Source organism: Streptomyces sp. NPDC001816 (genome assembly GCF_042892235.1).
GTDB lineage: Bacteria > Actinomycetota > Actinomycetes > Streptomycetales > Streptomycetaceae > Streptomyces.
In genome coordinates, this window is record NZ_JBIATY010000012.1 from 31,335 (window position 1) to 52,222 (window position 20,888).

The window sequence follows — 20,888 nt, forward strand, 5'->3', positions numbered from 1 at the left end:
GCCGATGCCCACAGTCCTCCCCTGCTTCACGACTCGGGCCGCTTGACGCTCTCCAGCAGCATGTCGAGCCACTCCGCGACCTTGTCCCGGTGCTGGTCGGTGGGCAGTTGCGCGGCCCGCCAGGCGATCCCGCGCACCCCGTGGTCCTGGAGCAGCCGCTCCAGCGGATCGTCCGCCCCCTCGGCCGTGGCCCGCTCCCGGTCGGCGAGCTTCTGCAGCAGCTCCTGCTCGGCGCGCTGCAGTGCACCCGCGAGGGCCTCGGGGTCCTCCGCGGTGAGGAAGCCGGCGTGCACCCGGAAGAACCGCTGCAAGGCGTCGCAGTGCTCCATGGTGGGCCGCCGGTCGCCGTTGATGAGCGCGCCGGCCTGCTGCCGGGACATACCCGCGCCGTCGGCGATCTCCTGCTGGGTGTACTTGCGCCCGTTGGGCTTCAGCCGGGTGCGGCGCAGCAGGTCCAGGCGCTGCAGAAAGCGGGCCTGGACGTCCGGCTCGCCCGCCGGGCGGCCGCTGAGCAGGGCCTTGACCACCGGTTCCGGGACACCGCAGGCGACGGAGAGCCGCCCGATGTCGAAGACCTCGGCGTGCGGCACGCCGAGCCGGTCGGCGAGTGCGGTGACGCGGGCGACGACGGCCGGCAGCTGAGCGGTCTCCGTGGCGCCCGGATCCTCGTAGCCATCCGTCACCGACAGAACTCCTACGTCTCTCGAGGGCTTGAGGTGCGTCGCTTGTCACAAGCGGTTGTCGTGAACTTCCCGGAGAGTAGCCGGTGCTTCGAACTCGCAGCCAGGTCCCGCCACAACTGTGGCGAATTTCAGCCGTCAACCGGCATGAAATGCCACGATAGTTGACATGGATCTCGTCGGGGCAGCAGGATCGCTTCGCCGCGTGAAGGCCGGCAGAGGCAAGAGGGGTGACCTCCCGATGGCACATCAGGCAGGAGGGCAGTGGCCGGCGCCGCGGCCCGTCCCCGAGGGCTGCGAGGTCCAGGCGTACCTACAGGACTACGCCACGCTTCTGGAGGCTGTTCCGCTCCCGTCCCTGGTCGTCGACCACCGCTGGAACGTGGTGCTGGCCAACGGCGCCTTCGAGACACTTTTTCGGGGCGTGCGCCCTCATCCGACGGCCATGCCCGGGGACAACTTCCTGCGGTTCGTCCTGTTCCACCCGGACGCCGCCGAGATCCTCGGCGACCACGAGGCGGGCTGGTGTCTGCCGATGCTGGCCCACTTCAAGACCGCCGTCGAGCGCTACGGCCACGATCACGAACTCCAGGCCGTCCGCCGGGACATCGCCCAGGATCCGATCATGGAAGCCGCCTACCGGCAGGGTCTGCCGCACTGGATCCGCGCCGTCGGCGAGGCCGGGACACAGCTCGACGGTGCCGTGCGCCTCCTGGTCCACCCCGATCCGCGGCGGGGCCCGACCGAGTGCCGGATCGTCGAGGAGACGCCCCGGACGCTCCAGGAGATCGGCTGCGCCCGCCTGACCATGGTCCTGCGTGACGCCCGCCGTCCGGCCGCGGCCTCACGCAGGCCGCGCCGGGCGCGCGGAGCGGGCACCCATCTGGCGGTCGTCCCGGACACCGAGGACTGACCCGGCTCCGTCGGCGTTCAGGTCGCCGACGGGGCCGGGCCGGAAACCCCCTCCGCCCCACGACACCTCAGGTCCGTCCTGCGACACCCCATGCCCGGTTTACGCAAACGGCTTGCGTAACTTGCGCTACCCTTGCGCGCATGACGCGACGACTTGCGGAAGTGGCGAAGAAGGTCGGGGTCAGCGAGGCCACGGTCAGCCGGGTGCTCAACAACAAGCCCGGAGTCTCCGATGCCACCCGGCAGGCGGTGCTGACGGCCCTCGACGTCCTCGGCTACGAGCGCCCCACCCAGCTGCGCGGCGAACGCGCCCGCCTCGTCGGCCTGGTCCTGCCGGAGCTGCAGAACCCCATCTTCCCGGCGTTCGCCGAGGTCATCGGGGGCGCCCTCGCGCAGCTGGGACTCACCCCGGTGCTGTGCACGCAGACCAAGGGCGGGGTCTCGGAGGCGGACTACGTGAAGCTGCTCCTGCAGCAGCAGGTCTCCGGCGTCGTCTTCGCCGGCGGCCTGTACGCGCAGGCCGACGCCCCGCACGACCACTACCGGCTGCTCGCCGACCGCAACATCCCGGTCGTGCTGGTCAACGCGGCCATCGAGCACCTCGGCTTTCCGGGCGTGTCCTGCGACGACGCCGTCGCCGTCGAGCAGGCCTGGCGGCACCTGGCCTCCCTCGGGCACGAGCGGATCGGTCTCGTGCTCGGGCCCGGGGACCATGTGCCGTCGGCGCGGAAGCTGGCGGCGGCGCGGGCGCTCGCCGGTGAGCTGCCGGACGCCTTCGTCGCCCGGGCCATCTTCTCCATCGAGGGTGGCCACGCTGCGGCCTCCCGGCTGATCGACCAGGGCGTCACGGGCATCATCTGCGCCAGTGACCCGCTCGCGCTCGGCGCGGTCAGGGCGGCCCGGCGCAAGGGGCTCGACGTCCCGTCCCAGGTCTCCGTGGTCGGTTACGACGACTCCGCGTTCATGAACTGCACCGAACCTCCGTTGACCACCGTCCGCCAGCCCATCGAGGCCATGGGCCGGGCGGCGGTCGAGCTGCTGAACGTGCAGATCGGCGGGACGGCCGTACCGGCGGAGGAGCTGCTGTTCGAACCGGAACTGGTGGTCCGGGGGTCGACCGCGCAAGCATCTCGTTCCTGAGATCCACTCGACTGTCCAATAATTTCAGATTCTGCGCGACATCTTGCGGCCCGATGTCGTCGGTGCTTGAGTGTGCGGCGCCCACCGCTCCTGCCTTGAGGGGTCCACCGATGAGAAGCACCGGGTTCCGCCGTACCCTCGCCGCGATCGGCGTCTGTTCCTGCCTCGCTCTCGCCGCGTCCGCCTGCGGGTCGGGCGACGACGGCTCGGCGGGCGGCAGGACCCGCATCACGGTCAACTGCGAGCCGCCCAAGAGCGCCAAGGTCGACCGGCGGTTCTTCGAGCAGGACATCGCCTCGTTCGAGAAGCAGAACCCGGACATCGACGTCGTCGCGCACGACGCCTTCCCCTGCCAGGACCCGAAGACCTTCGACGCCAAGCTCGCCGGCGGCCAGATGGAGGACGTCTTCTACACGTACTTCACCGACGCCGGGCACGTCGTCGACATCAACCAGGCCGCCGACCTCACGCCGTACCTCAAGGAACTGGGGAGCTACGACACCATCCAGAAGCAGTTGCGGGACATCTACACCGTGGACGGCAAGGTCTACGGCATACCGCGTACCGGATACAGCATGGGGTTGATCTACAACCGCAAGCTCTTCGAGAAGGCCGGACTCGACCCCGACAAGCCCCCGGCGACCTGGGACGAGGTCCGCGCCGACGCCAAGCGGATCGCCGCCCTCGGCGACGGCACCGTCGGATACGCCGACTACAGCGCGCAGAACCAGGGCGGCTGGCACTTCACCGCCGAGCTGTACTCGCAGGGCGGCGACGTCGTGGGCGCCGACGGCAAGCGGGCCACCGTAGACACGCCCGAGGGCCACGCCGTCCTGCAGAACCTGCACGACATGCGGTGGACGGACGACTCGATGGGCAGCAAGCAGCTCCTCGTCATCAACGACGTGCAGCAGATGATGGGTTCGGGCAAGCTCGGCATGTACCTCAGTGCCCCCGACAACATCCCGATCCTGGTCAAGGAGAAGGGCGGCGACTACAAGGACCTCGCCCTCGCCCCCATGCCCGGCGGCAAGGGCACCCTCATTGGCGGCGACGGCTACATGTTCAACAAGAAGGACACGCCCGCCCAGATCCGCGCCGGCCTGAAGTGGCTCGACCACATGTTCCTCACCCCGGGAGCCGGCTTCCTCGGCGACTACGCCCGCGCCAAGAAGAACGACGCACCCGTCGGCCTGCCCGAGCCACGCCTGTTCACCGGCGCCGCCGACGCCAAGGACCAGCAGGTCAAGAAGGCCAACGCCAACGTCCCGGTGGAGAACTACCAGGCCTTCCTCGACGGCAACCAGCAGCTGCGGATGAAGATCGAGCCGCCGGACGCCCAGCAGATCTACTCCGTCCTCGACGGTGTCGTCTCCGCCGTCCTCACCAAGAAGGACGCGGACATCGACCAGCTCCTGGGGGACGCGTCCGGCAAGATCGACAGCATTCTGGCCCGGAGCTGACCGCCATGCCGAAGACGGCCGAGCGGCGCCCGGTCGACGAGCCCGCCGTCCACCCGGTGCAGGCGCCGTCCCCGGTAGGGGGCCGGGGGCGGCGCCGCCTCGGCGACCAGGCCCGCGCCTACGCCTTCCTGCTCGGCGGCCTGATCTGCTTCGCGCTGTTCTCCTGGTACCCGGCGATCCGCGCGGTCGTCATCGCCTTCCAGAAGTACACGCCCGGCTCCTCGCCCGAGTGGGCCGGCACCGCCAACTTCACCCGTGTCTGGCACGACCCCGAGTTCACGGCGGCCTGGCGCAACACCCTCACCTTCACCCTGCTGGCCCTGCTGATCGGCTTCGCCGTCCCCTTCGTCCTCGCCCTCGTCCTCAACGAGCTGCGGCACGCGAAGGCCTTCTTCCGGGTCGTGGTCTACCTGCCCGTGATGATCCCGCCGGTGGTCAGCGCCCTGCTGTGGAAGTGGTTCTACGACCCCGGAGCCGGCCTCGCCAACGAGACACTGCGCTACCTGCACCTGCCCACCTCCAACTGGACCAACGGAACCGACACCGCACTGATCTCCCTGGTGATCGTGGCCACCTGGGCCAACATGGGCGGCACCGTCCTCATCTACCTGGCCGCCCTGCAGTCCATCCCCGGCGAGCTGTACGAGGCCGCCGAACTGGACGGCGCGAACCTGCTCCAGCGCATCCGGCACGTGACGGTCCCGCAGACCCGGTTCGTCATCCTGATGCTGATGCTCCTTCAGATCATCGCCACCATGCAGGTGTTCACCGAGCCGTTCGTCATCACGGGCGGCGGACCGGAGAACGCCACGGTCACCGTCCTCTATCTCATCTACAAGTACGCCTTCCTCTACAACGACTTCGGCGGCGCCTGCGCGCTCAGCGTCATGCTCCTCGTGCTGCTCGGCGCCTTCTCCGCCGGCTATCTGCGGCTCACCCGCGCCGAGGGGGACGCATGAGCACCCGGACCCTGATCTCCCCGGCCACGCTCGCCCGCCCCCGCGGCAGGGCCGCCTACTGGACCGTGTTCACCGGCGTCGTCCTGCTCTTCGCGCTCGCCTTCCTTTTCCCGGTCTACTGGATGGTGACCGGCGCGGCGAAGTCCCCGGACGAGGTGGCCCGGACCCCGCCGACGCTGGTCCCGCAGCACTGGCACACCGGCGGCTACACCGACGCCTGGGACCTGATGCAACTGCCGCAGCACCTGTGGAACACGGTGGTGCAGGCGGCCGGCGCCTGGGCGTTCCAGCTGGTGTTCTGCACAGCCGCCGCATACGCCCTGTCCAAGCTGCGGCCCGCCTTCGGCAAGGTGATCCTCGGCGGCATCCTCGCCACCCTGATGGTCCCGGCCCAGGCGCTGGTCGTACCCAAGTACCTGACCGTCGCCGACCTCCCGCTGATCCACACCAGCCTGCTGAACGACCCCCTCGCCATCTGGCTCCCGGCCGTCGCCAACGCCTTCAACCTCTATCTGCTGAAGCGGTTCTTCGACCAGCTGCCGCGCGATGTCCTGGAGGCCGCCGAGATCGACGGCGCGGGCAGGCTGCGGATCCTGTGGTCGGTCGTGCTGCCCATGTCCCGGCCGGTCCTCGGCGTGGTGTCGATCTTCGCGCTCGTCGCGGTGTGGCAGGACTTCCTGTGGCCGCTGATGGTCTTCTCCGACACCGACAAGCAGCCGATCAGCGTCGCCCTCGTCCAGCTGTCGCAGAACATCCAGCTCACCGTGCTCATCGCCGCGATGGTGATCGCCAGCGTCCCGATGGTGACGCTGTTCCTCGTCTTCCAGCGGCACATCATCGCCGGGATCAGCGCGGGCAGCACCAAGGGCTGAGACAGCGGCCCCGTCTACAGAAAGGCAAGCCCAGTGGGACAGCCCACCCATGCCCCGACGGACCACGGCTGGTGGCGCTCGGCCGTCATCTACCAGGTGTACGTCCGCAGCTTCGCGGACGGCGACGGCGACGGCACCGGCGACCTCGCGGGGGTCCGCGCACGGCTGCCGTACCTCGCCGAACTCGGCGTCGACGCCCTGTGGTTCAACCCCTGGTACCTGTCACCCATGAAGGACGGCGGCTACGACGTCGCCGACTACCGTGCGATCGACCCGGCCTTCGGCACCCTCGCCGAGGCCGAGAAGCTCATCTCCGAGGCACGTGAGCTGGGCCTCCGCACGATCGTCGACATCGTGCCCAACCACGTCTCCGACCAGCACCCCTGGTTCCGGGCGGCCCTCGCCGCAGGGCCGGGCAGCCCCGAGCGCGAGCTGTTCCACTTCCGGCCCGGACGCGGCCCGCACGGCGAACTCCCGCCCGGCGACTGGCCCTCGCAGTTCGCCGGCTCCACCGAACCGGTCTGGACCCGGCTGCCCGACGGCGACTGGTACCTGCACCTGTTCACCCCCGAGCAGCCCGACCTCAACTGGGCCCACCCGGCGGTCCGCCAGGAGCACGAGGACATCCTGCGATTCTGGTTCGAGCGCGGAGTGGCCGGCGTGCGCATCGACTCGGCGGCCCTGCTCGCCAAGGACCCGGACCTGCCCGACCTCGCCGCACACCCCGAACCGCACCCCTTCGTCGACCGCGACGAACTCCACGACATCTACCGCTCCTGGCGGTCCGTGGCCGACGCCTACGGCGGTGTGTTCGTCGGCGAGGTCTGGCTCCCCGACCCCGAACGCTTCGCCCGCTACCTGCGCCCCGACGAACTCCACACCGCCTTCAACTTCGCCTTCCTGTCCTGCCCCTGGGACGCCGGGCGGCTGCGCGCCACCATTGACAGCACCCTCGCCGAACACGCCCCGGTCGGCGCCCCGGCCACCTGGGTGCTGTGCAACCACGACGTGACGCGCACGGTCACCCGCTACGGCCGCGAGGACACCGCCTTCGACTTCGCCACCAAGGCCTTCGGCACCCTGACGGACCCGGCGCTCGGCACCCGCCGGGCCCGGGCGGCGGCACTGCTGTCCCTGGCGCTGCCCGGGTCGGTCTACCTGTACCAGGGGGAGGAGCTGGGCCTGCCGGAGGCCGAGATCCCGGTCGACCGCATCCAGGATCCGATGTACTTCCGGTCGCACGGCGTCGACCCGGGCCGCGACGGCTGCCGGGTGCCGCTGCCCTGGACGGCCGACGCGCCGTACGCGGGATTCGGCTCACGCGAGGAGCCGTGGCTGCCGCAGCCGGTCGACTGGCCGTCGTACGCGGTCGACCGTCAGCAGCAGAACGCGTCCTCCATGCTGACCCTCTATCGCGAGGCCATCGCCACCCGCCCGGTCTTCGGCGACGGGCCCCTGACCTGGCTGCCCGCCCCCGAAGGTGTGCTCGCCTTCTCCCGCGCGCAGGGCGTGACGTGCGTGGTGAACCTCGCCGCCGCACCCGCCGAGCTGCCCGCGCACCGCGAACTCCTGCTCAACAGCGGTCCGCTGGACGACCTGAGCCGGCTCCCGCAGGACACGGCGGCCTGGCTGCGCGCCTGAGCCGCCCCCGCACTCCCTGCTATCCCACGCACCCCCACCACGAAGGGATCAGCACATGCACAGCAGCACCGCCGAACATGTCAGGCGCATGCCAGCCATCGGGGCGATCGTCGCCCTGGCCGCCGGCATGCTATTCGCCGTGGCCCCCACCGCCCACGCGGCTTCGGGCGCCACGCTCCCCTTCACCTCCGTCGAGGCCGAGTCGGCGAGCACCACCGGCACGAAGACCGGCCCCGACTACACCCAGGGCACCCTCGCCTCCGAGGCCTCCGGACGGCAGGCCGTAAGGCTGACCTCCGGGCAGCGGGTGGAGTTCACCGTGCCGCGCGCGTCCAATGCCGTGAACGTCGCCTACAGCGTCCCGGACGGGCAGTCCGGTTCCCTCGACGTGTACGTCAACGGCACCAAGCTCGCCAAGACGCTCCCGGTGACATCCAAGTACTCCTACATCGACACCGGCTGGATCCCGGGCGCGAAGACCCACCACTTCTTCGACAACGCCCGGCTGCTGCTGGGGCAGAACGTCCAGGCGGGCGACAAGATCGCCTTCGAGTCGACCGGCACCCAGGTCACCGTGGACGTCGCCGACTTCGAGCAGGTCGCGGACGCCACCGCCCAGCCCGCCGGTTCGGTGTCCGTCGTGTCCAAGGGCGCCGACCCCAGCGGCAACGGCGACTCCACCCAGGCCTTCCGGGAAGCCATCGCGGCGGCGCAGGGGGGAGTGGTGTGGATCCCGCCGGGCGACTACCGGATCACCTCCTCCCTGAGCGGGGTACAGAACGTGACCCTGCAGGGCGCGGGCAGCTGGTACTCGATCGTGCACACCTCCCGGTTCATCGACCAGTCCAGCTCCTCCGGAGGCGTGCACATCAAGGACTTCGCGGTGATCGGCGAGGTCACCGAGCGCGTCGACTCCAGCCCGGACAACTTCGTCAACGGCTCTCTGGGACCGGGCAGTTCGGTCTCCGGTATGTGGATCCAGCACATGAAGGTCGGCCTCTGGCTGATGGGCAACAACGACAACCTGGTGGTGGAGAACAACCGCATCCTCGACACCACCGCCGACGGCCTCAACCTCAACGGCACCGCCAAGGGCGTCCGCGTCAGCAACAACTTCCTGCGCAACCAGGGCGACGACGCACTCGCCATGTGGTCGCTGTACTCCCCGGACACGAACTCCAGCTTCGAGAACAACACGATCTCGCAGCCCAACCTCGCCAACGGCATCGCCATCTACGGCGGCACCGACATCGCGGTGAAGAACAACCTGATCTCCGACACCAACGCCCTCGGCAGCGGCATCGCGATCTCCAACCAGAAGTTCCTCGACCCCTTCCACCCCCTGTCCGGCACCATCACCGTCGACGGCAACACCCTCGTCCGCGCCGGCGCGATGAACCCCAACTGGAACCATCCGATGGGTGCCCTGCGCGTCGACTCCTACGACAGCGCGATCAACGCGACGGTCGACATCACCAACACGACGATCACCGACAGCCCCTACAGCGCCTTCGAGTTCGTCTCCGGCGGCGGCCAGGGCCATCCGGTCAGGAACGTCATCGTTACCGGAGCGACCGTGCGGAACACGGGTACGGTCGTCGTCCAGGCCGAGGCGCAGGGCGCGGCCACCTTCCGCGACGCCACCGCCACCCAGGTCGGCGCCGCCGGCATCTACAACTGCCCCTACCCGGCGAACTCCGGCTCCTTCACGCTCACCGACGGCGGCGGCAACTCCGGCTGGTCCGGCACCTGGTCGGACTGCTCCACCTGGCCCCAGCCCGGCCAGGGCAACCCCGACCCGGACCCGAACCGCAACCTCGCCAAGGGCCGCCCGGCCACGGCGACCGGCTCCCAGGACGTCTACACCCCCGGCAAGGCGGTCGACGGCGACGCGGGCAGCTACTGGGAGTCCACCAACAACGCGTTCCCGCAGTCCTGGACGGTCGACCTCGGCTCCTCCTACGCCGTCCGCCGGCTAGTGCTGAAACTGCCCCCGTCCTCGGCCTGGGGCGCCCGCACCCAGACCATCACGGTGCTCGGCAGCACCGACGGCTCGGCCTACTCGACCGTGGCCGGCTCCCAGGGCTACCGCTTCGACCCGGCCACCGGCAACACGGCCACCGTCGCCCTCCCCGGCGGCACCAACCTGCGCCACCTCCGCCTGAGCGTCAGCGCCAACACCGGCTGGCCGGCCGGGCAGTTCAGCGAGGTGGAGGCCTACCTCACCTCCTGACCCGGCCCGAGCGTCACAGATCCAGCACCAGGCGAGCGCCCCGGCACCGGGACACGCAGATCATCATCGTGTCGCCCGCTGCCCGCTCCTCCTCAGTGAGGACCGAGTCCCGGTGGTCCGGGGCGCCGTCCAGGACGTCCGTCTCGCAGGTACCGCAGGTCCCCTCGGTGCAGGAGTACAGCACCTCGACCCCGGCGCCGCGCACCGCGTCCAGCACGGAGACGCCCGCCGGGACGACGACGGTACGACCGCTGCGCGCCAACTCGACCTCGAACTCACGCTCCACGGCGACCTGTTGAACCCTCGGCTGGAACCGCTCCACCCGCAGCGCCCCGCCCGGGCAGCGCTCCTCGACCGCGTCCAGCAGGGGCGCCGGACCGCAGCAGTAGACCAGGGTGCCGTCGGGAACCTCGTCCAGCACCGGGCCCAGGTCGAGAAGCCCGGTCTCGTCCTGCGGGGCGAGGGTGACCCGGTCGCCGTAGCGCACCAGCTCCTCGACGAAGGCCATGGAACCGCGGCTGCGGCCGCCGTACAACAGGGACCACTCGGCGCCCGCGGCCTCGGCCGCCGCGAGCATCGGCAGGATCGGGGTGATGCCGATGCCGCCCGCGACGAACCGGTATCGGGGAGCGGGCTCCAACCGGAAGTGGTTGCGCGGCCCGCGCACCCGTACCTTGTCACCCAAGCCCAACTCGTCGTGGACGTAGGCGGATCCTCCCCCAGCCTTCGGCCCGGGGGACCCCCCTCGCCCGGCCGGCTCCCGCAGCACCGCGATCCGCCACGCGGACCGGTCCGCCGGGTCCCCGCACAGCGAGTACTGCCGTTCCAGTCCGGGCGCGAGCAGCAGGTCCACATGGGCGCCGGGCGCCCAGTCGGGCAGGTCCCGGCCGAGCGGGTCGCGCAGGGTCAGGGTGAGAACGCCGTCGGCAACGAACTCCCGTGCAGCGACGACGACTTCGGCCTCGTTCATCGTGCGGCCTCCTGAAGCAGATGCCCCTCCGGATGCCCGAGCATCCACTCCCACATCTCGACCGGGTCCTGTGCGGTGTGCTCGGCCCCGCAGTGACAGGTGCCGTGCAACAGGTCGCTGCCCGGCAGCCAGTCGATGCGGTAGATCTCCCCGGTGGGTGCGCTCACCGGACCTTCTCCACGAGCTTGGCACCCTCCTCGACCAGCCGGCTCAGGATGCGGCGGGCGGCCAGGCCGCCGGTGTCGATGTTGATGCTCAGCTCCTGGTAGCCGGTGCGCTCGGTGCCGAGCGTGCGCTGGAGCAGGTTGAGCGCGTCCACGTCCTGCATCACCACGGTGTGGTTGTTGCCCCGCAGGAACCCGGTGACCTCGGCGTCCTCGGTGGCCCAGTCCCGGGAGACGGCCCAGAAGTCGTACACCTTCCCCTCCGACGACGGCGTGATGGCGTACGTGATCTCGGTGTGGAAGCCGTGCGGGTCGCTGCCGTCCGGCTCGGGTACGACACCCACCGGGGCGATGCGGCTGTGCAGCAGGTACAGGCAGGGCGCGTGGTACTCGATGTCCTGCCAGCGGGTGATCCGGCCCGCGATCCCGGTCGAACGGGCGTAGAACGGCGGGCACTCGGCGTCGTCCATGTGCCGGCTGACCCGCACGACGCCCGCGCCCTCGTCCACCTCGGTGGTGATGGGCGTCTCGGCGACCTCCGGGGTCCCGATGTACCCGCCGTGCAGATAGGTCTCGTGGGAGAGGTCCAGCAGGTTGTCCACGAGCAGGCCGTAGTCGGCGTCGATCGGCTCCATGCCCCGGACCGTCGCCCAGCCCGGCGCGTCCAGGTGCCGGGCCCGCGGGATCGTCCGCGGGTCGGCGAGGGCCGGATCGCCGATCCACACCCAGACCAGCGAGTCCCGCTCCACGACCGGGTAGGCGGCGACGCGAGCGGTGCGCGGCACCCGGTTCTGCCCCGGCACGTACACGCAGGCGCCGGTGCGGTCGTAGGTGAACCCGTGGTACCCGCACACGATCCGGTCGCCGTCCAGGCCGCTCTCGGACAGCGGGTAGCGGCGGTGCACACAGCGGTCGTACAGGGCGACCGGGGCGCCGTCCTCCTCGGCGCGGTAGAACACGAGCGGCTCACCGAGGATCGTCCGGCCGAGCAGCTCGCGCCCGACCTCCTCGCTGTAGGCGGCGACGTACCACTGGTTCCTGGCGAACGCGGTCACATGAGGCATGGAAGCGGCTCCCGTCTGTGGGTCGTGGCGACATCGTCGGGACGGGCTGCACAGGGGCGCAACACGGCTTCCGCCTCACGGAAGGGTGCTTGGAAAACGGCTGGTCCGGGGTATCAACGGAGCCTGGATACGGCGGTGCGCGCCAGAGCCAGTGTCCGGGAGCGTTCGGGTGCCGTGGGGCTGCCCGCGTCACTGAGCACGAGCAGGGTCTTGTCCACGGCCACCAGGACCAGGGTCTCCTGGACGGTGAACGTGCCGGTGGTAGCGGTGACCGTGGCATGCCACGACGCGTCACCGATCCCGGCCGAGCCGTGCGGCACCACTTGCTCCGCACCCGTGGAGCCGTCGCTCCAGCCGATCGAGAACGCGGGGCAGCCGGACAGCGTACGCGCGGCCTGCTCCAGGTCCTGCCGTGCTCCGCTTCCCGGCAACCTGCGCAGCACCTGCTGGAGGAACGGTCCGCTCTGGCTCATGGCGAAGTTGACCCTGGCCTCGACCGCGTCGGGGCGGGAACTTCGGGCGGACTCCAAGGAGTTGAGCGCAGTGAGGCATTCGGGATGGTCGGAGCGCGTCGGGGGATCGTCGCGGAGGACGGTCTTCACATAGCCGGCCGGCAACTGGGCCGTGGTGAGCAGGGCCGCGGACAGATCCTCGGGGCCGGTGGAGGCGGAGGGTGAGGGTGCCTGTGTCGGCGCCACGGTGTCCGACCGGTGGCCTTGGCTGCCGCAGCCGGTGAGGGCTGTACCCGCCAGCAGCGCCGTCACGACCGGCAGGGTGGCGAGCCGTCGGCGCCCGGTGGCGGACGTCGCAGCGGATCTCGGGCTCACGGGAGCCTCCTTCGGACGGCGGGGGATCGTCTGGCGTGGCCGGTCAGCGGCCGTAGCGGAAGTACAGGTCGCAGCGCAGGACGGAGGCCACCAGCGCATGGGTGTCCACGGGGCCCGACGGGTCGCGCTGGAGGACGGCGGAGGCGGCCCGCAGCACGGCGTCGTCGAGGCCGCCGAGCAACTCGGCCATGTCGGCTCGGCGTTGGGGATCGGCCCAGATGGCGGTGCCGCCCAGGGACAGTGCACGGCAGACTAGGGCGGTGTCCGCCCGCATGGCATCCGTCCGTTCCTCCTTGGGCGGCAGCACGGGGAGTTGGTCCAGAGGGACGGTGCGGTCACCGCTGCCGGAGACGGGTGAGTCAGTCGGGTCCGGCGAGTTCGTCGGGTTCGTCGAGTTCGGCGCGTCCGTCTGGGCTGCGGACACCGGCGAGTCGCCGGAGATCTGCGTGGCCGGTGCCTGGTTCGGGTCGCTACCGAAAGCCGCCCAACCGGCCCCGGCCGTGACCAGGACCGTGGCGGCGGCCAGCAGGACCAGGGGCCGGGGCTGCCTGGCGCCACGCGTCCTCGCGAACCTCGATCCGCGGGCTGTGGCTGCCGGAATCAGCGCGCCGACGACGGTCGTCAGCACCCCCGCCACCCACCAGGGCGTGTCGATCACGGCCCACCGGATGTCGGGGGCGGCGCGGGCCGCCGTCAGCCGGGCGAACAGGAACCAACTGCCCAGCGGCACGGCCAGCAGGAGTCCGGACAGTCCTACGGCCGCCGCACAGGCGGGTGCGGAACGCGGACCGTTCACCGTGGCCCCCAGGGCTCTGGCGAGGGAGGTGCTCCAGAGGGCGAACAGCGCCCCGCCGACCACGAGCACCGCCCCCAGGGCCAGCGCCTGCACGCGCGGCACCTGGGTCAGGGACAGCGCGGTCGCCAGTCCGTCCACCGTACCGGTGTCCCGTACCCAGTCACCGGCCGCCCGCCCGGCGAGCTGGCTGCCGAGGAGCACACCGAGTCCGAGCGCGGCCCCGGCCGGTGCCGCGCGCCGGCCGGACGCGTCCCGGTGTCCCACGGCGACGGCCCGCCACCACGCCACGGTCACCACCCCGGCCACGACCCAGCCCGTCAACAACCCGCCCACGATGTAGGCGAGTTGGGTGCAATCGGGCATCAGGGCGGCCACCAGCAGGGTGAGGTCGGTGAACACCAGGCCGGCGGCGAGCCCGGTGGTGAGGCACTCCAGGGACGACAGCCCCCAGGAACGCGCCGGATCGGCGAGGACGGCCAGGCGGACCGCGGGTGCGGGGTGCGTGGCCAGGCCCAGGGACCGTACGAGGCGCTCGGCGCGGCGCGGCGCGAGGGCCGAGCCGATGTGGGCGGCGGTGGCGCCCTGCGGTGCGCGTGGATCCGCCGCCGCGGCGAGGTCGGCGTCGTGCTCCCGCACGCGCAGCACGGCGCACAGGGTGAGCAGCACGACGACCAGGACGATCGCCATCCGGACCAGCAGGCCCGCGCCCAGCAGCCCGGGGTCGTGGGCCAGCGCGACCACCATCGGCAGGGTGACGCCGAGGAGCAGGAGCCACCCGGCCGCCATGGCCAGCCGTACCCGGCCCACGTCCCGCAGCCGTAGATGGGCCAGTTCATGCCGGAAGATCGCGTCCACGCTCCGGTCGGCCAGGCTGAGGACGTAGGAGTCGGCCACGATCCGGGGCCGGCGGACGGTGCCCGAGGCACGCGCCCGGATCCCGACGCCCCGGCCACGCACCCACAGCACCGGCCGGGGTCCTGCTCCTTCGGGCGCCACGGCGGCCAGGCGCCGGGCGAGCGCCGAGGAGTGGTCCGGCGCGGCCTGCCACCGCCACAGGCTCAGCCGGCGTCCGGCGGCTCGGCAGAGCACGGCGAGGGCCAGCAGGGCGAGCGGCCCGCACAGTACCACCGCCGACTGCGCCAGCCGTACGTCGTTCACGCAGCCGGTGAAGCGGGCGAGCACCTCGTCGGGCGCGGCGTCGGCGCTGGGCAGGCAGGCGAGTTGGGCCCCCGGCCAGTTGTCCCGGCCCAGAACCAGCCACCACCAGGTGGCGAACGAGGCACCGGCGCCGGCGACGAGGACCAGCAGGGCCAGCCGGGTGGTGGTCGGCAGCGGCAGGGGGCTGGACATGAGGGCGCGGGCTACGTCCGGCCGCTCGGCCGTGGTGGCCGTGGGGGAGTGGGTGCGGGAGGGCGGGCCTTGGGGGCCCGGCACGGCGCTCACGACTGCGACGGGTTCGCGGCTGTCGATGCGCCACCGGCCTCCGATGCGCCACCGGTTTCCGGCGCGCCATCGGTGTCGGGCGGGAGTCCCGCTCCCACGTCGTCGCCCGCCCCGGCGGCCTCAGCCCTCTGGTCCGGGGCGTCTTGGCGCTCGGGCTCCGGTTCCGCCAGGTGCCCGGGGCCCGCCGGCGCAACCGTCGCAACCGGTGTAACCGGCGCAACCACCGTATCCGGCACTGACCGCGCCCCCGAGTTCCCGCGCACCACAGCCACCACGATGACCTCCGCGCAGCTCTCACCCTCGGACGCGGACAGACCGGCGGAACGGCCCACGGCCATGGCCCAGTCCGCGAGTTCCTGCCGGGTCACCCCGGAAAGTTCCGGCACCGCCGAGGTCAGCGCGGCCCGTCTGCCCTCGTTGTCGGCCTCGTGCCGGCGCCGCCACCAGCGCTTGAGCCGGGTGCCGCCCGCCTGGATGCGCCCGGAGGCGAGGTCGGCGAGGACCTGTGAGACCACCGCCACCAGGACCGGCAGCACCACCGCCGACTCGAAGCCGATGCCCAGCGGATCCCCGGCCGGCCGGTGCAGGCGCTGCGGGGGATGGGGGCGGGCCAGATACGCCCGGCAGGTCTCGTCCAGCTTCTCCAGTTCGGCCGGAGCGACGCGGCGGACCACATCGCGCAGGACGTCCTGACCCGTGCGGTCGTGCATGAGTTCCTCCTGTGAGGACGGACGGATGGGCGGTTGGCCGGGCGGTGCGCGCGTGCTGACGGCGGCGGCCTGCCTCGACCGCGGCGGCTTCAGTACCGGCTGCGGCGACGCCGCAGAACCACCCCGACGGCGACAACGGCGGCGAACACGAGGCCCGCCACGCCGGCGGCCACGATCGACGCGGAGATGCCGCCGTCCGTGTGCCCGCCTGTTGCGGCGCCGTCGGACGGCGCCGACGGGGCGGGGGTGGTGGCGGACGGGGGAGTCGAGGAGGGCGCGGGGGACGGGGTGTCGGTCGGTGTCGTCGCCTCGCTCACCGGACTCCCTTGCGCGAGGCTCGCCGAGGGCGTGTCCGGCGTTGATGCCGGGGGCGTCGCCTGCTCGACCACGGAGTATGAGGCCTTGCCGTCCATCAGGGGCGCCGGGTCGGCCGAGGTCGTCGGCTGGATCAGGCCCTGCGTGACGAACTGGAGCGTGGCCGGCGCCGGCACTCCGGAGGCCAGGGAGACGCGCAGCGGGATGCGGGCCGAGTCGCCCGCCGGGAGCGACCCCACGGAGGGCAGTCCGGCGTCCGTGCTGAGGTAGCCGCTCAGCGCGGTGTCCCCGGGAGTCAACTCCACCGGGCGCCACACGGACGAGCCGGCGTCGAACCATTCCACGGTGACCTGCTCGGGTGTCAGCCGGTCGGCGGGCGGCGCGAGCCGGATGCCGACGGCGACGATGAAGCTGTCCGTGATGTCGGTGTCCAGCGTGTTGTGGAACGTGGCGTCCATGGTCAGCGGATCGCGACCGGGCGCCATCTCCCCGGAATCCGGGGTCAGTTCGGCGTAGGGCGCGGTCGGGTCCGCGGCGTACGCCGGCGCCGCGGACAGATACAGCGGCAGGAGTAACGCGGCACAGCTCAAGAGGCTTGTGCACAAGGATCTACGGCGCACGAGAACACCCTTCGAGGTCTCTCAGGACCCGTCCGCGTCGACGACGACGTCGTACGAAGGCGTGGACAGGGAGTGCAGCGGGGAGTCGAGTTTCTCCGTGCGGAGGATGTACGTGCCCGGAGCCAGGTCCGAGATCTCCTGGTAGCGGCCGGTGAAGTCGGGCTCCGTTCCGGTCCAGTACCCGGAGCCGAGGCTGTGCTTGAGGACCCATCCGTTCGGCTGGACGATCGCCGGGTACACCGGGCCGAGCGCGTCCTGGGTGAGGGTGAAGGACGCCCCGGCGTGGGCGTTCGTGCCCGGCGTCCCGGACAGGGTGAACGAGAAGTAGCGGACGTTGAACGGTGAGCCCGAGGTCAGCGGGGCGCAGTCCCGGGCCGTCACGAGGCCGTCCACGACGCCGAGTTGCAGCGGGTCGGTGAAGGTGCCGCTGCCCGCGAGGCTGCCGCAGTCCTGGCTTCCGTCTTCCGCCGGCTGGTCGTCGTCCGTCGCGTCGCTCCCGCTCCAGCTGTCCGGAGCGTCGGAGGTGGCGCTCTCCTCAGTGGGAGTCTCCTCGACGGGTTCCTGTGTGGTGGGGGTGGGGTCCGAGGAGGAGCCGCCGACGTCCGGCGTCCCCGAGGCCGGGTCGGAGGCCGACACGGAGACGTCCGCCGACGGGGACTCCTCCGCACTTGACGGGTCGTGCGACGAGCCGCCGCCGCAGCCGCTGGCGAGCAGTAACGCCGCGAGTACCGGCGCGCACTTTCTGATCATGGATTTCCGCCCCCTCCCGCACCGCCGAGGACGGCTCGGCGGGCGTCATGTGCGCGGGATATTACATCTCTTCAGCCTTTCGATACCCCCATATGGGGACTTCTCCGAACCGGGGGTAAAGGGCGCAGTCGCCCCAACCCCCTTCGTACCGACGACTTTCACATCGCCGCCATCAGACCCTTCCCTGACGTTTGCTGCTCTTGGAACACTCGCTGCGCGCAGATTCCGTCATCCAGCGGCATCACGTACGTCAGGACGAGAGGACCCTCACTCATGACCGAAGTCAACCGACGGCGCTTCCTCCAACTCGCTGGCGCCACATCGGCGTTCACCGCGCTGTCCAGCAGCATCCAGCGTGCGGCCGCACTGCCCGCGCACCACCGCACGGGTTCGGTCGAGGACGTCGAGCACATCGTCGTCCTGATGCAGGAGAACCGTTCGTTCGACCACTACTTCGGCTCGCTCCGGGGTGTGCGGGGCTTCGGCGACCCGCGTCCGGTGACGCAGAACGGCAAGTCCGTCTGGAAGCAGTCCGACGGCACGAAGGACATCCTCCCGTTCCACCCGGACGCCGACGACCTGGGCATGGCGTTCATCCAGGACCTCCCGCACGGCTGGAACGACGGACACGCGGCCTTCAACGGGGGCAAGTACGACAAGTGGGTGCCCGCCAAGTCGTCCACGACGATGGCGTACCTGACGCGTGCGGACATCCCCTTCCACTACGCGCTCGCCGACGCCTTCACCATCTGCGACGCCTACCACTGCTCCTTCATAGGCTCGACCGACCCCAACCGCTACTACATGTGGACGGGCTACACGGGCAACGACGGCAAGGGCGGGGGCCCGGTCCTCGGCAACGACGAGAAGGGCTACGGCTGGACGACGTACCCGGAGCGCCTGGAGCAGGCCGGCGTCTCCTGGAAGATCTACCAGGACGTCGGCGACGGCCTGGACGCGAACGGCTCCTGGGGGTGGATCAACGACGCCTACCGCGGCAACTACGGCGACAACTCCCTCCTCTACTTCAACCAGTACCGGAACGCCAAGCCCGGCGACCCGTTGTACGACAAGGCCCGCACCGGCACCGATGCGCGCAAGGGCGAGGGCTTCTTCGACCAGCTCAAGGCGGACGTCAAGGCGGACGAGCTGCCCCAGGTCTCCTGGGTCGTCGCCCCCGAGGCCTTCACCGAGCACCCCAACTGGCCCGCCAACTACGGCGCCTGGTACGTCGCCCAGGTCCTGGACGCGCTCACCGCCAACCCCGAGGTGTGGGGCAAGACCGCGCTGTTCATCACCTACGACGAGAACGACGGCTTCTTCGACCACGTGATCCCGCCCTTCCCGCCGGCCTCCGCCGCCCAGGGCCTGTCGACCGTGGACCCCTCGCTGGACCTGTACAAGGGCGACGTCGGCCACCCCGCCGGCCCCTACGGGCTCGGCCAGCGGGTGCCGATGCTGGTCGTCTCGCCCTGGAGCAAGGGCGGTTACGTCTGCTCCGAGACCCTCGACCACACGTCGATCATCCGGTTCATCGAGCGTCGCTTCGGTGTCCAGGAGCCGAACATCTCGCCCTGGCGCCGCGCGGTCTGCGGTGACCTGACCGCGGCCTTCGACTTCTCCCGCAAGGACGCCGTGCCGGTCACGCTGCCGTCCACGGCCGGCTACCAGCCGCCGGACCACGACAGGCACCCCGACTACGTGCCCGTCCCGCCCGCCAACCCCGCCCTGCCCAAGCAGGAGCGCGGCTGCCGCCCCACCCGGCCGCTCAAGTACGCCCCCGTGGTGGACGGTTCCGCGGACACGGCGGCCGGGAATTTCACGCTCTCCTTCGCCTCCGGCGCACAGGCGGGCGCCGCGTTCCTGGTCACCTCGAACAACCGCACCGACGGTCCCTGGCCCTACACCACCGAGGCCGGCAAGACCCTCTCCGACACCTGGAACTCGCTCTACTCCGGCGGCTCGTACGACCTCGCCGTGCACGGCCCGAACGGCTTCCTGCGCGTGTTCAAGGGCCGCAACAAGGTCGCCGGACCCGAGGTCACGGCCCGGTACGCCGGCGACGACGTCGAGCTGACGTTCACCAACAAGGGCTCCGGCACGGTGAAGCTGAAGCTCGTGAACCGCTACGGCGGCAGCCCGGTCGCCGTCACCGTGCGGCCCGGCGCCACCGTGAAGCACACCGTCGCCCTCACGGCGAGCAAGCGGTGGTACGACCTCACGGTCACCTCGGACGGCGACCCGGCCTTCCTGCGCGGCTTCGCCGGTCACGTGGAGAACGGGCACGCCGGCGTCAGCGACCCGGCCATCATCACGGCGTGAACGGAGTGAACGGGCGATGAACACCGCCCCGTGCGGGCTGGTCAGGTACCGGTCACATCAGGGTAGTGTGCCCCGGTGACCACGCAATCGAACACTCCTGCAGGCTGGTACCCCGATCCGCACGGGGCTGCCCAGACGCTCCGTTACTGGGACGGCGCGCAGTGGACCGAGCACACGAACCCGGCTCAGCAGGCCGCCGGACAGGTTCCGCAGCAGCAGGCCGCGCCCCAGCAGCCCGCCGCCCACATCCCGCACCAGCAGGGCCCCGACGCCAAGGTGCAGCGCCAGGTGCAGCAGCAGGCCGGGGTCGCGGCCGGCGGTCCCGGTGGCGGCACCCTCTTCACCGAGCCGGTCCTGGTGGTGAACCAGAAGGCCAAGCTGATCGAGCTGACCAACGAGTACAAGGTCATGGACCAGAACGGCCGCGAGATCGGTGCGGTCGTCCAGGTCGGCCAGAGCGCGCTGAAGAAGATCCTGCGCTTCGTCTCCAGCCTCGACCAGTTCATGACGCACAAGCTGGAGATCCGCGACGCCTACGGGCAGCCGCAGCTGGTGCTGACCCGGCCCGCGAAGTTCATCAAGTCCCGGGTCGTCGTGACCCGTCCGGACGGCTCGCCGGTCGGTGAGATCGTCCAGCAGAACATGATCGGGAAGATCAACTTCGCGATGAACGTGAACGGCCAGCAGGTCGGTGCGATCAAGGCGGAGAACTGGCGGGCGTGGAACTTCGCGATCGTCGACCACTCGGACAACGAGGTGGCCCGGATCACCAAGACCTGGGAAGGCCTCGCCAAGACGCTGTTCACGACGGCGGACAACTACGTCCTGCAGATCCACTACCAGCTGCCCGAGCCGCTGCTGAGCCTGGTCGTGGCGACGGCGCTGACCGTCGACACCGCGCTCAAGCAGGACAACCGGGGCTGGAACTGAGCAGGATCCGCACGGGGAGTACGGCAAAGGCGGCCGGTGCACGCGGACTTCGCGCGCACCGGCCGCCGTCGTGTGCC

General features: G+C 70.9%; 18 protein-coding genes. 9 read left to right on the forward strand and 9 right to left on the reverse strand.

Going from position 1 to position 20,888, the window contains the following annotated elements:
* Nucleotides 1–26: 26 nt before the first annotated feature.
* A complete protein-coding gene (locus ACFYZZ_RS33970; protein WP_389184341.1) occupies nucleotides 27–683 on the reverse strand; it encodes a helix-turn-helix domain-containing protein in 657 nt (218 codons plus the stop codon).
* 238 nt (nucleotides 684–921) lie between these two features.
* Between ACFYZZ_RS33970 and ACFYZZ_RS33975 the strand changes: the two genes are divergently transcribed.
* The 7 genes from ACFYZZ_RS33975 to ACFYZZ_RS34005 all read left to right on the forward strand — a co-directional run bounded on the left by ACFYZZ_RS33975 (nucleotide 922) and on the right by ACFYZZ_RS34005 (nucleotide 9,900).
* Entirely contained in the window at nucleotides 922–1,593 is a 672-nt protein-coding gene (locus tag ACFYZZ_RS33975) for a hypothetical protein (protein ID WP_389184344.1), read from the forward strand.
* A gap of 140 nt (nucleotides 1,594–1,733) precedes the next feature.
* Nucleotides 1,734–2,732: a LacI family DNA-binding transcriptional regulator gene (locus ACFYZZ_RS33980; protein WP_389184347.1), complete on the forward strand. Its 999-nt coding sequence runs from the start codon at nucleotides 1,734–1,736 to the stop codon at nucleotides 2,730–2,732.
* A gap of 110 nt (nucleotides 2,733–2,842) precedes the next feature.
* A complete protein-coding gene (locus ACFYZZ_RS33985; RefSeq protein WP_389184350.1) occupies nucleotides 2,843–4,195 on the forward strand; it encodes an ABC transporter substrate-binding protein in 1,353 nt (450 codons plus the stop codon).
* 5 nt (nucleotides 4,196–4,200) lie between these two features.
* Nucleotides 4,201–5,154 (forward strand): carbohydrate ABC transporter permease, encoded by a 954-nt coding sequence (locus ACFYZZ_RS33990; protein ID WP_389184353.1) that lies wholly within the window; start codon nucleotides 4,201–4,203, stop codon nucleotides 5,152–5,154.
* Nucleotides 5,151–6,026, forward strand: coding sequence for a carbohydrate ABC transporter permease (locus tag ACFYZZ_RS33995; RefSeq protein ID WP_389184356.1), 876 nt, complete (start codon nucleotides 5,151–5,153; stop codon nucleotides 6,024–6,026). Before ACFYZZ_RS33990 ends, ACFYZZ_RS33995 begins: the two co-directional genes overlap by 4 nt.
* 33 nt (nucleotides 6,027–6,059) lie before the next feature.
* Complete coding sequence (locus tag ACFYZZ_RS34000; protein ID WP_389184359.1) at nucleotides 6,060–7,667, forward strand: glycoside hydrolase family 13 protein; 1,608 nt, start codon at nucleotides 6,060–6,062, stop codon at nucleotides 7,665–7,667.
* A 55-nt stretch (nucleotides 7,668–7,722) separates the two neighbouring features.
* Nucleotides 7,723–9,900, forward strand: a complete 2,178-nt coding sequence (locus ACFYZZ_RS34005; RefSeq protein ID WP_389184361.1) for a discoidin domain-containing protein — start codon at nucleotides 7,723–7,725, stop codon at nucleotides 9,898–9,900.
* A 13-nt stretch (nucleotides 9,901–9,913) separates the two neighbouring features.
* Here ACFYZZ_RS34005 and ACFYZZ_RS34010 read toward each other — a convergent pair whose 3' ends face one another.
* From ACFYZZ_RS34010 to ACFYZZ_RS34045, 8 genes are all read right to left on the reverse strand, one after another.
* A complete protein-coding gene (locus tag ACFYZZ_RS34010) occupies nucleotides 9,914–10,870 on the reverse strand; it encodes a PDR/VanB family oxidoreductase (RefSeq protein WP_389184364.1) in 957 nt (318 codons plus the stop codon).
* Nucleotides 10,867–11,037: a hypothetical protein gene (locus tag ACFYZZ_RS34015; RefSeq protein ID WP_389184367.1), complete on the reverse strand. Its 171-nt coding sequence runs from the start codon at nucleotides 11,035–11,037 to the stop codon at nucleotides 10,867–10,869. The genes ACFYZZ_RS34010 and ACFYZZ_RS34015 overlap by 4 nt, the downstream gene beginning before the upstream one ends.
* The gene (locus tag ACFYZZ_RS34020) at nucleotides 11,034–12,098 is read right to left on the reverse strand and encodes a Rieske 2Fe-2S domain-containing protein (RefSeq protein WP_389184370.1); all 1,065 of its coding nucleotides are present in this window, start codon (nucleotides 12,096–12,098) and stop codon (nucleotides 11,034–11,036) included. The genes ACFYZZ_RS34015 and ACFYZZ_RS34020 overlap by 4 nt, the downstream gene beginning before the upstream one ends.
* 113 nt (nucleotides 12,099–12,211) lie before the next feature.
* The gene (locus tag ACFYZZ_RS34025; RefSeq protein ID WP_389184373.1) at nucleotides 12,212–12,925 is read right to left on the reverse strand and encodes a hypothetical protein; all 714 of its coding nucleotides are present in this window, start codon (nucleotides 12,923–12,925) and stop codon (nucleotides 12,212–12,214) included.
* 43 nt (nucleotides 12,926–12,968) lie between these two features.
* A complete protein-coding gene (locus ACFYZZ_RS34030) occupies nucleotides 12,969–15,164 on the reverse strand; it encodes a M48 family metalloprotease (RefSeq protein WP_389184375.1) in 2,196 nt (731 codons plus the stop codon).
* Nucleotides 15,161–15,874 carry a hypothetical protein gene (locus ACFYZZ_RS34035; protein ID WP_389184378.1) on the reverse strand — a complete coding sequence of 238 codons (714 nt, stop codon included), beginning with the start codon at nucleotides 15,872–15,874 and terminating at the stop codon, nucleotides 15,161–15,163. The genes ACFYZZ_RS34030 and ACFYZZ_RS34035 overlap by 4 nt, the downstream gene beginning before the upstream one ends.
* A gap of 89 nt (nucleotides 15,875–15,963) precedes the next feature.
* Complete coding sequence (locus tag ACFYZZ_RS34040) at nucleotides 15,964–16,779, reverse strand: hypothetical protein (RefSeq protein WP_389184381.1); 816 nt, start codon at nucleotides 16,777–16,779, stop codon at nucleotides 15,964–15,966.
* A 51-nt stretch (nucleotides 16,780–16,830) separates the two neighbouring features.
* Nucleotides 16,831–17,559 carry a hypothetical protein gene (locus ACFYZZ_RS34045; protein WP_389184384.1) on the reverse strand — a complete coding sequence of 243 codons (729 nt, stop codon included), beginning with the start codon at nucleotides 17,557–17,559 and terminating at the stop codon, nucleotides 16,831–16,833.
* Between the two features lie 273 nt (nucleotides 17,560–17,832).
* Between ACFYZZ_RS34045 and ACFYZZ_RS34050 the strand changes: the two genes are divergently transcribed.
* The gene (locus ACFYZZ_RS34050) at nucleotides 17,833–19,881 is read left to right on the forward strand and encodes a phosphocholine-specific phospholipase C (RefSeq protein WP_389184387.1); all 2,049 of its coding nucleotides are present in this window, start codon (nucleotides 17,833–17,835) and stop codon (nucleotides 19,879–19,881) included.
* A gap of 75 nt (nucleotides 19,882–19,956) precedes the next feature.
* Nucleotides 19,957–20,811 carry a phospholipid scramblase-related protein gene (locus tag ACFYZZ_RS34055; protein WP_389184390.1) on the forward strand — a complete coding sequence of 285 codons (855 nt, stop codon included), beginning with the start codon at nucleotides 19,957–19,959 and terminating at the stop codon, nucleotides 20,809–20,811.
* Nucleotides 20,812–20,888: the final 77 nt, after the last annotated feature.